This window comes from Pacificibacter marinus, assembly GCF_018860505.1.
Taxonomy (GTDB): Bacteria; Pseudomonadota; Alphaproteobacteria; order Rhodobacterales; family Rhodobacteraceae; genus Celeribacter; species Celeribacter marinus_B.
This window is the reverse complement of the sequence record NZ_JAHKPU010000017.1, coordinates 68,356-81,597: the sequence shown is the minus strand read 5'-3', so window position 1 is coordinate 81,597 and position 13,242 is coordinate 68,356. Positions and strand designations below refer to the sequence as shown.

Here is a 13,242-nt window from a genome sequence, read left to right as displayed (position 1 = left end):
AGGCCAAATGAATTTCAACGGTTGGATGCAACGGAAAAGGTATGCGGTACCCCGTCATGCAGCTGGTCTGTCAAATTGCTGAGGGTACAGCCTTTACATCATCGCATGGCGACTTTGCACGAACATCTCTCCTTGGCTGCAGTAAATTCTATCAAAGGAGACTGACTATCCACTGCACGGCAGGGTTATGCGCAGCAATGTCCCGAGAGTGGCCGCCCTCGTATGACCGAAGAGTTGAAAGAGATTGGTTTGAATGTGGGGCATCGTCGTGTTGGCCGTGTCCCTCTGGCAAATGATCCCCCAGATCATTTGCGGAACCCTCGTCACTGCATCAGAACGGCATATCTGTCGTACGGACCCGTAAACACAAGGTTACAACCGATAGCGTTCATAAGTTCAATATTGCTCCAAACCAGAAATGTCTTCTCGGGACATTGCTGCGCAATACCCTGACAGGCAGTGATCAAAGCTGAACTTATCTGGCGGCATCCTTGGGAGACGCGGCGGAAGGCTGAGATGGCGATCTTCGAATACATCAACGGCCGCGTAAATCCACGCCGCCGTCATTCAGCATTGGGCTGGAAAAGCTCTTTCGCTTTCGAACGGAAGGTGGCCTAAACGAGCACTCGGAGCGGCACAAAAGCGTGACAGATCCACACTGCATCACGCCGAAACTCGAGTGTGTATCTCGTTGCCATTCTTAATCTCCTTCATAGCAAACATTGCTCGAAAGAGACCGGAACTAAACCGTGGCAAGACCAGCAGGTCCTGTTTGGCACGCCAAACCACATGAGGCCCTGCGCGCCACACCCAGACTTCGCGACCGTGTGCGCCACCGTTTGGACCACGCAGAGCAACGCGCAACCAAACTGCTCGCAGACTATCGCGATCAGCTCGAAGCCTTGGCTGGCGAACTCCTGCACCACCGCTCAATGCGCGCCGCTGAGATCGAGCCTTGGTTGCGCGACGTCACGCCCGTCAGCGTCAAGACGCAGACCTGCGCACAGATCACCGCGCCACATCAAATCCCGCGCGAACCGCCAAGGCTGGGGGGAGAAAGGTGCATAAAGAAGGCAAACAAATCAAAAAGGCAGTTCACATAGAAAAGATAGGATCAGCGTCTGGGTCATTTTATGGTGCGCGTTATTTTGGTTTGTTTGTTTTTCAGTTTCTCGGTTTTTGAAGGATTTTTCCAGTTTTTGGGTTTCGTCTTAAAAAGAACAGATGATTTTTTTCGGTTTTTTACAAACAGGCAGACGAGAGATTTTTAGTTTTTTAAGTTTTAGAGCAGACAGATAAAATCCGGATTTTTTCCAGCTTTTTAAGAGTTGATTTTTTATAGCTATTTTAATGCTTCGAAAGTGAGGTAAAGTTTTTCGACACGCCAGTTATCCACAACATTCCGACATTCAGCGCATAGTTTCAGTCGCTTAGCGCCCCCCATGAGGTCCCCGATGCAGTATAGTGATACCCACACCGCCGGACACATCTCCGGCTTCAAATACATCACTTTAAACCGTCCGGCGCAGCGCCGGAACGGGCGGGAGACCTCGGCCAATGGCACGGGACCAAAAGACACACGCAAGCGACAAGGAGGTGGCAGAAGTGCCGCCCGTCGCTGCCGCTGTGTCTTCTGGCGGCTCGCCCGCCGACCCTCATCCCAGCCTGATCACAATCGTGCGCCTGTTGGCGCGGCAAACAGCAATGGCCGATATCGCAGCCCAACAAAACACACCTTCGGAGGAGTAATATCATGACCGACCAACCTCTTCGCGTTGTCACCTACGCCCGGTATTCGACAGACATGCAATCGGATGCCTCAATTGAGGATCAACAACGCATCTGCCACAGGCTGATTGCAGATCGCGGCTGGACCGCGACGAATGACTATTCCGATGCGGCGATTTCCGGCGCATCCCTACAAAGGCCAGGCTACCAAAACCTCCTCGAAGATGCCCGCAACGGCCTTTTCGACGTGGTTGTGGCAGAAAGCCTCGATCGTATCAGCCGTGACCAAGAACACATTTCTGGCTTCTTAAAGCAAATGCAATATCGAGGCATTCGTATCGTGACGGTATCGCAAGGCGATGTGAGCGAGATGCATATCGGCATTAACGGTGTATTGTCCGCGATGTTCTTAAAAGACCTCGCGGCCAAAACACACCGCGGTCTTGAGGGCCGTGTGCGCAAAGGTAAATCTGCAGGCGGGATCAGCTATGGCTACCGCGTCAGACGCGCCTTTAACGAGGATGGCACCCCCGTCACGGGTGAACGTGACATTGATCCCGATCAGGCCGCTGTCGTTGAACGTATTTTCAAAGAATATGATGCCGGCCATTCGGCGCGCACGATTGCGGCAGGCTTGAACGCTGATGGCATCACCACAGGCACAGGGAAAGGCGCAGGCACATGGGGGCCCTCTACAATCATGGGCAACTGGAAACGCGGCACCGGTATTCTCAACAACGAGCTCTATATCGGCAATTTGGTTTGGGATCGCCAACACTTCATCAAAGACCCAGAACAGCAAAAACGCCAAGCTCGCCTGAACCCGCCCGATCAAAAGGTCGTTGTCGCCGTGCCGCACCTGCAAATTATCGATGACGCTCTATGGGACCGCGTTAAAGCCCGCCAAGCTGCCGTGCGCAAAGATATGAACCCCGCTGGAATCCAAAATGCCCGCACCCGCCCCGAGAATGCGCGGCGTCCGAGCTATCTGTGTTCAGGATTGCTCAAATGCGACTGCTGTGGCTCGAGCTATACCTTGATCAACAAAACGCGCTACGGCTGCTCAGGTGCGCGCAACAAAGGCGACACAATCTGCACCAACCGTGCCACCATCACCCGCGAGGCGGTCGAAGACCGCGTGCTCACCGGCCTGCACGACAGCCTGCTCCACCCCAAACTGCTGGAAGCCTTCGTGGAAGAATACCACCGCGTCTTCAATCAAAACGCAGCAGGCGCAACTGCGGAGCGCGGGCAGGCCCGTAGCGATCTCGCCAAAATCGATAAAAAGATCAACGGCATCATGACAGCAATTGAGGACGGGATGTATCAACCGAGCATGAAGGACCGCATCGCAGAGCTGGAACGCGAGAAGCAGTCCCTGGAAAGCCTCCTTGAGCAAAGCCCTGAACCTCCGACCCTGCGCTTGCACCCAAGCCTGTCACAGGCTTATCAGCGTAAGATCCGCAATCTGTCGTCAGCCCTGCAAGACCCTGCACTCAAGACAGAGGCGACAGAAGCGCTGCGGGGGCTGGTTTCTGCGATACGGATGCTGCCCGACGAGACCGCACCAAACGGGCATCGCATTGAACTCGTTGGAGAATTGGCGGGCATTCTGGCATTGGGGGGCGCAAAAACGACAAAACCCGCATCATGTGCGGGTTTGGGGGCGATTACGTTGGTTGCGGGAGCTCGAATTGATAAATACTTGCCTTTGTATAAGACCTACAAAAACCAACCCATCCACACCCTACGCCGTAACGACTAAATACAATGGGCTTTGGCAACAAGGGCGGAAACCAGACATGGCGTATCTGCGGCGAATCCCGCTTGTGAGGTTTCAAACATCGCTATTGTTGATGGAGAAACCCTGAAGCCAGAGGAGAAGTACCATGAAACGCTACGTTGGAATTGATGTCGCCCAAAAGGAATGTGCGCTTTGCATTGTGGATGATGCAGGTGCGGTCCTATTCGAGGGAACGTGTGTGACAAACCCTGATGAGATTGTGCGCATCATCACTGCTGAGGCCGATGATGTGGAAAAAATCGTGCACGAGTCTGGTCCACTATCGATTTGGTTGACAAGGGAGTTGGTCAAACGAGGTGCTCCAGTTGTCTGCATTGATGCGCGGGCTGCCCACAAAGTATTGTCCGCGCGGATGAATAAATCTGACAAATCAGATGCTGTCGGGCTGGCGCAACTGGCCCGCACTGGCTGGTATGCTGAAGTGCACGTAAAAAGTGAGGCAAGCGATCAATTGCGTCTCATACTATCATCACGAGAACGATTGATCCGCATCCGGATGGACATCGAAGGGCAAGTGCGGGGTCTTCTGAAAGCTTATGGGATCCGGCTTGGGCCGGTCAATGCAGGCTACAGCAGGAAGAGTTTCCGCGATCAGCTCGGGATGGCCATCAAAGGCATTCCAAGCTTGGAAATGATCTTCGCTTCACCGATTGCCGTGCATGAAACCGTCTGTCTTGAGACCACCGCGATTGATGCCAAGGTGCAGCGTTTGGCAAAAGACGATCCTCTGGCGCGGCGACTGACCAGCATCCCTAGGGTAGGCCCCATCGTCAGCCTCAACTTCATCGCAACAATTGACGATGTCGCACGATTTCGCAGAGCGACCGATGTTGGGGCGTACTTGGGCCTGACCCCGAGACGATATCAATCCGGCGAAACGGATTGGTCGGGGCGCATCTCAAAACGCGGGGATGGGGCCATGCGCAAACTGCTTTATGAGGCGGCTAACATCCTGATCCAACGTGTGTTGCGCTTCTCGCCGCTCAAAGTTTGGGCCATGCGGCTTGTGGCACGCAGAGGTATGAAAAAAGCCATTGTTGCGACCGCCAGAAAACTGGCCGTCATCATGACCCGTATTTGGCGCGACGGCACAACCTTTGCATGGACCAAGGAGAAGCTGCCCGTATGAGATAGCCCAACCAGAATACGCCCGTCCGGGTGTAAAGATGTCCCACCGGGACGGTGGCCGGATGACCTCGCTGTCGAATGTCGAAGCGCCTGAACTCAGGCGACCTCGCACCGGACCTTTATGAGGCACCAGTCCCCGACGCCATAATGAGGCGGCATCGCCGACCTCGAAGTGAACCATGAGCCCGATGAGACTGAAATACACCCTTGAATTTAGGGCCGCAGATAGAGAACCTTCGCTGTAGTTCCCGTGGAGTTCTGTTGTGCGGACTAACACCGCCATTGGCTTCAAGTGTGCCAACGGCTGCTTTTTAAATGCTACAACGGCGATGCAACGCACCTTGGGCGGAAAGGGACGTTCTCTGCGGGCGCAAAAGAGCCTCCCGAGAATTCAAAAGGGTGCAATTGTTATCTTCTTTTACGACGTCTATTGGCACTTATTACGGCTATTTGGCAATGCAGGCATGGATCAGAAAGGTTCAGAGGCCTCGATCCGCAGTCATCCAAAAACCTTCCTGAAGCTTTGATGCCTCGTCAGCCAAGAAGGGCCCCTTGACCACCACCACGCGTTGGCCGGAGGCCAAAACCTCGCGGCAGGGCATATCAAGCGTCGGATTCTCCGAGTGATCACCTGTCAGGTCCTTCAGAGCCGCTTCGGACTGTCCATAGACAATCCGGCCGATGCCGGCCCAATAGGCCGCACCTGCGCACATCGCGCAGGGTTCAGCCGAGGTGAACATTGTGCAGGAGTTGAGGAACTTTGCCGAATAGGTCTGCGATGCGCGGGTTGCCAAGACCCGTTCGGCATGGGCCGTCATATCGCTGCCGTGCGCGGAAAAGGCGTTGCCCTGTTCTATCAGCACCGCGCCATCGGGGCCCACAAGAATGGCGCCAAAGGGATGGTCGCCCGCCTCACGCGATTTGGCTGCGACGCCAATTGCCAAATGCATGAATTCTTCATCTCGGGTGTCATCGAAGATATGAATATCGGCGGTCATGTTAGTGCCTTTCGGATTTAGGGAGAGACCAAGGCGCGCACCGAGTCTGAATCCAAACCACAGTGCGAAACATCAGCAGGCTGAGCAGAACCAGAACGATCAACCCGGCAAAGGCCTGCGGTATCTTAAAGAACGACGTCGAAAGGCCAATGAAATACCCAAGCCCGGAATTGGCGGCCACGAATTCGGCGACGACCGCGCCAATAATCGACAGCGTGACCGATATTTTGAGCGCCGAGAAGATATAAGGCAGCGCAAACGGCAGCCGGATCTGGGTGATCTCACGTGACTTGCCTGCACGCAAGGAACGGGACAGTTCGATCAGTTCCTCAGGCGTCGCCATCAGCCCCGTGGTTGTTGAAACGACGATCGGGAAGAACGTAATCAGAAACGTGATAACGACGCGTGGCAAATCTCCTGCTCCCAGTGTCACGACAATGATCGGCGCGACTGCCACGACGGGTGTGGACTGGATGACAATCAACACGGGATAAAGAGTCCGAGTGAGGAAACGCGAATTGGCCAGAGCAATGGCGAGCGGAATTCCGATCAGGATTGAGGCTGCAAAGCCGATTGTCGCCACCCGGAAGGTCGCCCAAATATGGTTCCCCCAGATTGCAGGTTCGACCGCGAATCCAGCGGTCACGATAAGTGTTGGCGGGGGAAGTAGAAATGTCGGGATCGAGAAAATCCAAGTCGCGGCCTGCCAGACGACCAGAACCGCTACAAATATCAAAAAGGGCGTGAAGCGGTCGAGGATGGTGATGACCTTTTGTAATCCCGTGGGTGCCGAGGGCTCGATCAGAGCTTTCAGCTGGGCTGCGCGTGCTTGATCGCCGACAGATGAAGGCTCAGGGCTCGGCTGGGTATTGCCGCCAGAGTGTTCCGTAACCATTGTCATGCCATGCCTCCGGCTGCTGCGTTAACCGGATGAGAGAATAACCGCCGCCGGATGCTGTTTGCCATTTCGTTGAACCGGGGATCGGCCATCGTCTCAAGGCTTCTTGGACGATCAAATGGAACGATGATGTCGTCGCGTACAGTGCCCGGGCGTTCGCTCAACACGATGATCCGGTCTGACAAGAGAAGTGCTTCGGGGATGGAATGGGTAATGAATAGAACCGTCTTTGGTCTTTCGTGCCAGATCCGCAGCAGCTCAAGGCTCATTTCGTCACGCGACAGGGCATCCAGAGCGCTGAACGGTTCGTCCATAAGCAGGATATCAGGGTCCAGCAGCAAGGCCCGCGCGATACCGACGCGCTGCTGCATCCCTCCGGAAAGCTCATCGATCTGCTTATCGGCGAAATCACCGAGCCTGACGAGGTCGAGCATCTCGTACCCGCGTTTGCGATGTGCTTCGCCCACCCGGCCTTGTTTGTGCTTTATCGGAAAGGTCACATTGTCGATGACGGATAACCACGGGAGCAGGGTCGGTTTTTGAAAGACGATGCCCACGTCATCGCGCGGCGTTGTCACCGGATTGCCGAACACCTCAACCTGCCCCGCAGATGGCTGGATTAACCCAGCCAGCAGACGCAGCAATGTCGACTTGCCGCACCCTGATGGCCCGAGGACCGAAACGAATTCGTGACGGCCAACCGTAAAGTCGAGTGCCGTGAGGGCATGGATCGGAGCGCTGCCTGCGCCTTTGAAAACCTGCTCGATTCCGTTGAAATGTATGGCTGGTGGATTCTGCATCGTTGGCTTCTCTCCGGTTTTAATAGTAGGCATGTGGTCCTGCCGAAGTGCCCTGCCGACGGGCAGGGCGTTCGAGACGGATGGATTTTGTGCGTCACTCGACGACGGCGACGGCACTGCTTGGGTCCATAGATGCGGGATCCATCCCTTGCGATCTGGCAACCCAGTCCCACGTAGTCGCAAGCAGCTCTGGCTCAAAACGGCCCTTGCCATTCTCGTCGCTGATAGAGTTTTCAATCAACGGAATCGAAACTGTCCATTGTTCCTCAGCCTGCGCTTCGTCAACTTCAGGCACCATTTGCTTCAGAGCCGCTGCGGCCCCTGCGGGATCAGCAATCGCCGCCTCAGTCGCCTCCATGTAGGCTGTCACGAACCGGGATAAGACCTCGGGCCGCTCGTCAATCATCGTATCCGAAGCAAAGATCGACAAACCATAACCGGTATATCCAAATTCGGACCACGGCAGGACTTTCAATGTCTCGCCCGTCTCAGCTAAGACGTTGTCAAAGGCGGGTGACACGGTTGACCAGTTAATCGTTGCATCCATTTGCCCCGTGGCAAGCATTGGAGCCAGCGCGCCGGGATCAATCTTTGTGGGAACGATCGCATCCGGAGCCAACCCGTTGGCTTCGAGCAACAGCGGCCAAACGACGTTGGAAGACGAGAATGTCGCAGTACCCACGTCTTTGCCGACGAGATCGGCAATGCTTTCAATACCTGACCCTTCGGTGGTGAAAATGGCGTCCGGCTGAATGCTGTAGAATGACAAGACAGCCTTAACTGGAACATTGTCCGTAGCGACCGCTTGCAGCAGGGCCGACAGCCCCCCTGAGCCAACATCAGCAGTGCCGGTGGCAAGTTTGGTTACCACGTCTGAGGATCCCTTTCCCACGAGGATTGAGACGTCGAGCCCGGCGTCTTCAAAGATCCCGCTCTGGACGCCATAGTAGACGACGGCTTTGTCGCCAGCGGGCAGCCAGTCGATCATGAAATTGACAGCATCATCCGCGTGGGCCGTCGCAGCCGCAATGATCAGTCCGGACGATAGGATAAGTGAATTTAGTTTAGACATGTGTTTCTCCGTTACAGGTTTGACGTTTGATGGGCGTTTGACGATTTGGGCTCCGCGATCAGGTGAGGCTGGCGGTGTGTTGAAGAGGCCGAAGAGGTTCCAGGGCTTCCGCGTCCCTCATCCCCTTCAGGAAAGGGACCAGAAGATCGGCTAAAAGATTTGGCGCAGACACCTGTGGAACGTGACCAGTTGGAAGATCTGCAATCAACGCACCCGGCATGAGCGCCTGCATGTGGCGTTGCACCACGATCGGCAACGAAAGGTCCTCGATCGCTTCAATGTAGAACCTCGGTAGCGATGTGACGCGATCCACCGAAGTCAGACTGATCGAACGTGCTGCATCCCCCTGTGGTGTTAGTTTGGCGCTGGCGGCATGTGCCACATCTGCTGGACAATCGCTCAGGAAGATCGCTTTTGCGATGTGACGCGGGACTGTCGATACCTTCCCATCCGCGCTCCACTCAAGAAAAGGCGCGACACCAGGCAGAGAGTCGTCCCCCTCCAAACCCTCGGCGCGAACATCGGCAAAGGTTCGGTCCGCAGGAAGCATCATGCCCGCGACATATGCGATACGGGTCACCTTTGAGTTGCGTTCTGCCAGAGCCGATGCAAACACACCGCCCCCAGAATGGCCGACAACGCTGACACGTTTGAAATCAGAAATGATGTCGTCGAGATAGTCGAGACAGCCTTCGAATGTGGTCGCAGCCGGATTTGATCCGTCCGCGCCATTGCCCGGCAGATCGACAGGTATGACATCAAAATTCTGGGATTCGAGCATCGGCCGTAGGATATCCCACGACCAGCTACCTTGCCACGCGCCGTGGATGAGAACGACAGGATCACTTACTGACATAAGTTTTCTTGTACATTGAGTTGAGGTGCCCTTCGACGGTGATGGTGTCGTATTTAGGGCTCTCACCGGGTTCGAGGCAGGTCGGAATACACTTCACTTCGTAGTCAGGATTGCCGACGTAGAAGAACGGGATTGAATACCGCTCTCGGCCAGAAGTGTTCATGACCCGATGCAAGGTCGAGCGATACCGATCATTGGTCCAGCGCGCGATCATGTCGCCGAGGTTGACCACGAACGTGCCAGGGACAGGATCGGCGTGGATCCACCCATCGGACGCCGCATCGAAAACCTGCAACCCGCCATTGTCGTCCTGCATCAGGATCGTCAACCCGCCGAAATCGGTATGCGCGCCTGCGCCACGTTCGTCCGGTGCATAGGGGCGGGCGGGCGGATAGTGCAGCAGGCGCAGCGTTGCAAGATGGTCTTGGCAATAAGGGGCAAAGGTGTCTTCCGGCAGGTCAAGCGACAATGCGATGCCGCGCATCAAAGTTTCACCCAGCACCGAGAGCGCCGCGTAATAGGCCTGCATCGTCGGCTGAAAACCGGCGAGGTCGGAGGGCCAGATGTTGGGTCCGCGATTAAAGCGACCTTCCACAACGCGCGGATCGTTTTCCGGCAGTTCAACACCGATGTAATAGCCCTCTTTGCGGTCAGGCATTGCACCAGTTTCCAAGGTCTGGCCGCCCAACGTTTCATAGCCGCGATTACAGTTTGAGTTGGACTTGTCCAGAAGGTCCTTGTCGGCATCGGGCAGGTCGAACAGCGCACGGGCCTCTTGGAACGCAGCGTCGATAAGACCCTGCGGAATGCCATGCCCACTGCAGTAAAAAAAACCTTTGTCGAGGCAGGCCGCTCGAAGTGCAGCGCCGACCGCAGCTCGTTTGCTTGGATCGCTTGAAGACAGATCGGCCACGTCAATAATCGGCAAACTGGCCGCTTCGACACGAGCGGCTGTGAGTGTCTGTTGGGTCATTTTGATTTCTCCTAACCAGTATCTGGAACGATGCTACCGCGACCTTAAGCGACCTAAAAAGAACAAAATATCGCTCATAGCGGTGCCGAAACGGCATCACTATTGGGCGCCGCACGTTTTGAGCGTCGTGCTTTAGGTTGTAGGAGTCTTTGCGAGACCTTGAGAAGCGCTTTCCAAATCTGCTCCAGCGCTACGGACGACGTAAATCTGACAATTCTAACGATAGTTAAAAATATCAGTGCCTTAGAAGTTTTACTAATCGCCTTTGTCTTGCAACTCGGCGATCAAAACTTGGAGGAAAAGGTCAATCGCCGCCGGTAACGACCGCCCCGCACGAACATAGACGCCCAGCTCGGACCAAATCGGCCCTCGAGCAGTTTCCAATGGAATATGCCGAATCTTGCCTTCGGCAATCAGGTCCTCCAAGCCGATCGGAGACTGAAAACCGATCATTGGTGGCGACAAGGTGAGTTGCCGCATCAGGTCGATCGAGTCGGTGATGACAGCAGGCTCGATTGCTCGGCCCTGGCTTTGCAAATGGAGTTCCAATATGGGGGCGATCGACAGGCTCGCGCCGGCCCAAACCAAAGGATAGTCAGTACAAGCCAAAATGCTGACAGTTTCACGGTCTACCAGTGGATGTGTCGGTGCCATGATCGCACCCAACTTGAATTTCGCCATATGGACCTGCCGGATCCTCGGGCTTTTCCCGATTGAAAACGCAATTCCGACATCAGCGGTCCCGTCTTCAATCGCATCGGGAATGTCACGCGAGCCCATCGTCAGAGCAGTCACCCTGATCCGAGGCGCAACGACGTTCAGTCGTCCGATGACCTTGGGCAAAAGTGCTGCGGACACCCCTTCGACAGCGGCGACGGTGACATGACCAACCCGCGCGCCCCGCAGTGCGGCAATATCAGATTTGGCGCGCTCCAGATCTTGCAGCACCACGATGACGTGACGCGCCAGCATCTCGCCTGCGGTTGTCAGGACAACCCCATCCGAACGCCTTTCGAAAAGCGCCACGCCAATTTCATCCTCCAGTTTGAGGATTTGCCGGTTAACGGCGGAAGATGCGACGTTCAGTTGCCGCGCACCTTCGCGAATTGATCCCGCGCGACGGACAGCATCGAAATACAGGATCGCAGGCGCGTGGATTCTCATTGCTGTGACCTCAATTGGTGATGCCGGATATTCGGGAAATGGCATGCCCATACAGAAGAACCGATTGGAACGAACATATCAATCCATATTGGTCGCGCAAAATTTCGGTCATTCCCGTGATCTCTAAAGGTGACTTGACCGGACGGCTGTGCCCAACATTGCGGCCAAGCCTGCCCCTCCCCGTCAGACGCAGCGGAGGCACTATCTTGCAATCCCGATTTTGGGGAACAAGCTTGACTTGCGCGGGCAACGAATGACTCTTCCAAAAATCCTAACACAGCTTGGCGAGCATTGCACGAAAGCCCGCAAAGGGCCGTCCTTTTGAATGGCTCAACTCAATGGAAGTTTTGTCCCGCGTTGCAATCATCGGGCTGGCTTGGAGTGCTGCAACATCGGATAAGAACCGCTATGCGGGCTGCGACCGCAGCATCTTGATACGCCGGTGAACGGCCAGTAAGAGCCGTGATTTCCTCAGCAATTTTGACTGTATCCCGAAAGCGGACTTTCACTGCATCACAGAGAATTGGCAATATGGGCTTATTTTGTTGAAAAACTCACCCTTGATTATGGCCTGAACTGCTGTTTCAATCCCCTTATTCTTGGAAGGGGGTGGTGATGACTGAAGTGGTCCGGCAAAACTGGACAGCGTGCTAAGATGATGGATTGGATACCCCTCCTGTCGGCATCGTAACGTGCCACAGTGGTTTTGTTGAAAGCCACAAAAAGGAGAAGCATCCATGTCCGAAGTTAGCATTATAGGGGTAGACCTCGCAAAGCGGGTTTTTCAGGTTCATGGCGCGCTGCCATCTGGGGACGTCGCCTTTCGCAAGAAGTTGTCCCGCTCACAATTTATGAAGTTTCTTTCAGAACAACCGCCTTGCCTGATTGCAATGGAAGCCTGTGCGACAGCTCATTATTGGGGGCGGGAGGCGCTTGATGCCGGCCATGAGGTCCGTCTCATTCCCCCGATTTACGTCAAACCTTTTGTTAAGCGGCAAAAGAATGATGCTGCTGACGCAGAAGCGATTGTGGAAGCGGCGCTTCGGCCAACCATGCGGTTTGTCGAAGTGAAGAGTGCCGATCAGCAATCCCTCGGGTTACTGTTTCGCACACGAGAACTTTTGGTGCGCCAAAGAACTCAATTAATTAACGCCCTGCGCGGGCACTTGGCCGAATATGGCATTGTCGTTGCCATAGGCGCTCGAAACGTAAAGGTTTTTCAACAGGCGCCTCTTGATCATAGCACAAGGCTTCCCAAGACGGTGTTGTCGATCAGCGGAGTGTACTTTGAGCAAATAGCCGCGTTGACCCAGAAGATTACGGAGTTGGAAATAGCACTGAGGCGAGAGACTGCCCGTGATAGTCAGGCAACACTCCTGCAAACTATGCCCGGGATCGGTCCGATGAGTGCCGCAGCTATTCAGGCATTTGCGCCACCGCTGGAAAACTTTGCCCGTGGTCGGGACTTTGCTGCCTGGTTGGGCTTAGTGTCCGTCGTCAGGTTTTTTGGCACCAAAGGCGGCTTAAATTAAGAGAGAGTTTGGCTCATCTGGTTGGTTTGATTATGCAGCGTGCTGGCGGTGATGCAAGCGTCGCCCCGCCCATCTTTTACCGGCAGTGCATTGGCAAAGCCAATGTCACGAGAGGCATCGAGATTTTGACATCAGCCTCAGTCAGGGTCGTGATCCAGGCTGGTATGCAGCTTGCGCAGCCCCACTGAATAACATTTCATAAAACTGTCACAGGGGCCTCAAGCTGCTGTTACAGTCTCCATCAAATCTATGCACACGTGTGCAAACTGTCGTCGCGCACCTCAATTTT

At 54.9% G+C, this 13,242-nt stretch carries 11 protein-coding genes and 1 pseudogene; 5 read left to right on the top strand and 7 right to left on the bottom strand.

All coding sequences use genetic code 11. The annotated features are described in order from the left end of the window. Positions 1-210: 210 nt before the first annotated feature. The 4 genes and pseudogenes from KO503_RS03625 to KO503_RS03610 form a co-directional block, all read left to right on the top strand. Positions 211-618: pseudogene (locus tag KO503_RS03625) on the top strand (hypothetical protein); the annotation flags it as partial. A gap of 939 nt (positions 619-1,557) precedes the next feature. Continuing rightward, complete coding sequence (locus KO503_RS03620) at positions 1,558-1,749, top strand: hypothetical protein (protein ID WP_215990212.1); 192 nt, start codon at positions 1,558-1,560, stop codon at positions 1,747-1,749. A 4-nt stretch (positions 1,750-1,753) separates the two neighbouring features. Next, positions 1,754-3,493, top strand: a complete 1,740-nt coding sequence (locus KO503_RS03615; protein WP_215990211.1) for a recombinase family protein — start codon at positions 1,754-1,756, stop codon at positions 3,491-3,493. A 124-nt stretch (positions 3,494-3,617) separates the two neighbouring features. Next, entirely contained in the window at positions 3,618-4,661 is a 1,044-nt protein-coding gene (locus KO503_RS03610) for an IS110 family transposase (RefSeq protein WP_215990210.1), read from the top strand. Positions 4,662-5,139: 478 nt separating this feature from the next. Here the strand turns inward: KO503_RS03610 and KO503_RS03605 are convergent, their stop codons facing one another. From KO503_RS03605 to KO503_RS03575, 7 genes are all read right to left on the bottom strand, one after another. After that, entirely contained in the window at positions 5,140-5,658 is a 519-nt protein-coding gene (locus tag KO503_RS03605; RefSeq protein ID WP_215990209.1) for a nucleoside deaminase, read from the bottom strand. A 1-nt stretch (position 5,659) separates the two neighbouring features. Beyond that, entirely contained in the window at positions 5,660-6,559 is a 900-nt protein-coding gene (locus KO503_RS03600) for an ABC transporter permease (protein ID WP_215990208.1), read from the bottom strand. Continuing rightward, positions 6,556-7,389, bottom strand: coding sequence for an ABC transporter ATP-binding protein (locus KO503_RS03595; protein WP_215990207.1), 834 nt, complete (start codon positions 7,387-7,389; stop codon positions 6,556-6,558). Before KO503_RS03595 ends, KO503_RS03600 begins: the two co-directional genes overlap by 4 nt. Positions 7,390-7,450: 61 nt before the next feature. Beyond that, positions 7,451-8,428 (bottom strand): ABC transporter substrate-binding protein, encoded by a 978-nt coding sequence (locus tag KO503_RS03590; RefSeq protein ID WP_215990206.1) that lies wholly within the window; start codon positions 8,426-8,428, stop codon positions 7,451-7,453. A 58-nt stretch (positions 8,429-8,486) separates the two neighbouring features. Further along, positions 8,487-9,284, bottom strand: coding sequence for an alpha/beta fold hydrolase (locus tag KO503_RS03585; RefSeq protein ID WP_215990205.1), 798 nt, complete (start codon positions 9,282-9,284; stop codon positions 8,487-8,489). After that, positions 9,271-10,257: an isopenicillin N synthase family dioxygenase gene (locus tag KO503_RS03580; RefSeq protein ID WP_215990204.1), complete on the bottom strand. Its 987-nt coding sequence runs from the start codon at positions 10,255-10,257 to the stop codon at positions 9,271-9,273. Before KO503_RS03580 ends, KO503_RS03585 begins: the two co-directional genes overlap by 14 nt. Positions 10,258-10,512: 255 nt before the next feature. Continuing rightward, a complete protein-coding gene (locus KO503_RS03575) occupies positions 10,513-11,421 on the bottom strand; it encodes a LysR family transcriptional regulator (RefSeq protein ID WP_215990203.1) in 909 nt (302 codons plus the stop codon). A 737-nt stretch (positions 11,422-12,158) separates the two neighbouring features. On the opposite strand from KO503_RS03575, the gene KO503_RS03570 reads away from it, so the two are divergent. Continuing rightward, the gene (locus tag KO503_RS03570; RefSeq protein ID WP_215990202.1) at positions 12,159-12,953 is read left to right on the top strand and encodes an IS110 family transposase; all 795 of its coding nucleotides are present in this window, start codon (positions 12,159-12,161) and stop codon (positions 12,951-12,953) included. Positions 12,954-13,242 lie beyond the last annotated feature (289 nt).

What these genes read in the sequence shown, in the direction of transcription:
- KO503_RS03620 (WP_215990212.1), top strand. Translation starts at nt 1,558, where the DNA reads ATGGCACGGGACCAAAAGACACACGCAAGCGACAAGGAGGTGGCAGAA.
- KO503_RS03615 (WP_215990211.1), top strand. Translation starts at nt 1,754, where the DNA reads ATGACCGACCAACCTCTTCGCGTTGTCACCTACGCCCGGTATTCGACA.
- KO503_RS03610 (WP_215990210.1), top strand. Translation starts at nt 3,618, where the DNA reads ATGAAACGCTACGTTGGAATTGATGTCGCCCAAAAGGAATGTGCGCTT.
- KO503_RS03605 (WP_215990209.1), bottom strand. Translation starts at nt 5,658, where the DNA reads ATGACCGCCGATATTCATATCTTCGATGACACCCGAGATGAAGAATTC.
- KO503_RS03600 (WP_215990208.1), bottom strand. Translation starts at nt 6,559, where the DNA reads ATGACAATGGTTACGGAACACTCTGGCGGCAATACCCAGCCGAGCCCT.
- KO503_RS03595 (WP_215990207.1), bottom strand. Translation starts at nt 7,389, where the DNA reads ATGCCTACTATTAAAACCGGAGAGAAGCCAACGATGCAGAATCCACCA.
- KO503_RS03590 (WP_215990206.1), bottom strand. Translation starts at nt 8,428, where the DNA reads ATGTCTAAACTAAATTCACTTATCCTATCGTCCGGACTGATCATTGCG.
- KO503_RS03585 (WP_215990205.1), bottom strand. Translation starts at nt 9,284, where the DNA reads ATGTCAGTAAGTGATCCTGTCGTTCTCATCCACGGCGCGTGGCAAGGT.
- KO503_RS03580 (WP_215990204.1), bottom strand. Translation starts at nt 10,257, where the DNA reads ATGACCCAACAGACACTCACAGCCGCTCGTGTCGAAGCGGCCAGTTTG.
- KO503_RS03575 (WP_215990203.1), bottom strand. Translation starts at nt 11,421, where the DNA reads ATGAGAATCCACGCGCCTGCGATCCTGTATTTCGATGCTGTCCGTCGC.
- KO503_RS03570 (WP_215990202.1), top strand. Translation starts at nt 12,159, where the DNA reads ATGTCCGAAGTTAGCATTATAGGGGTAGACCTCGCAAAGCGGGTTTTT.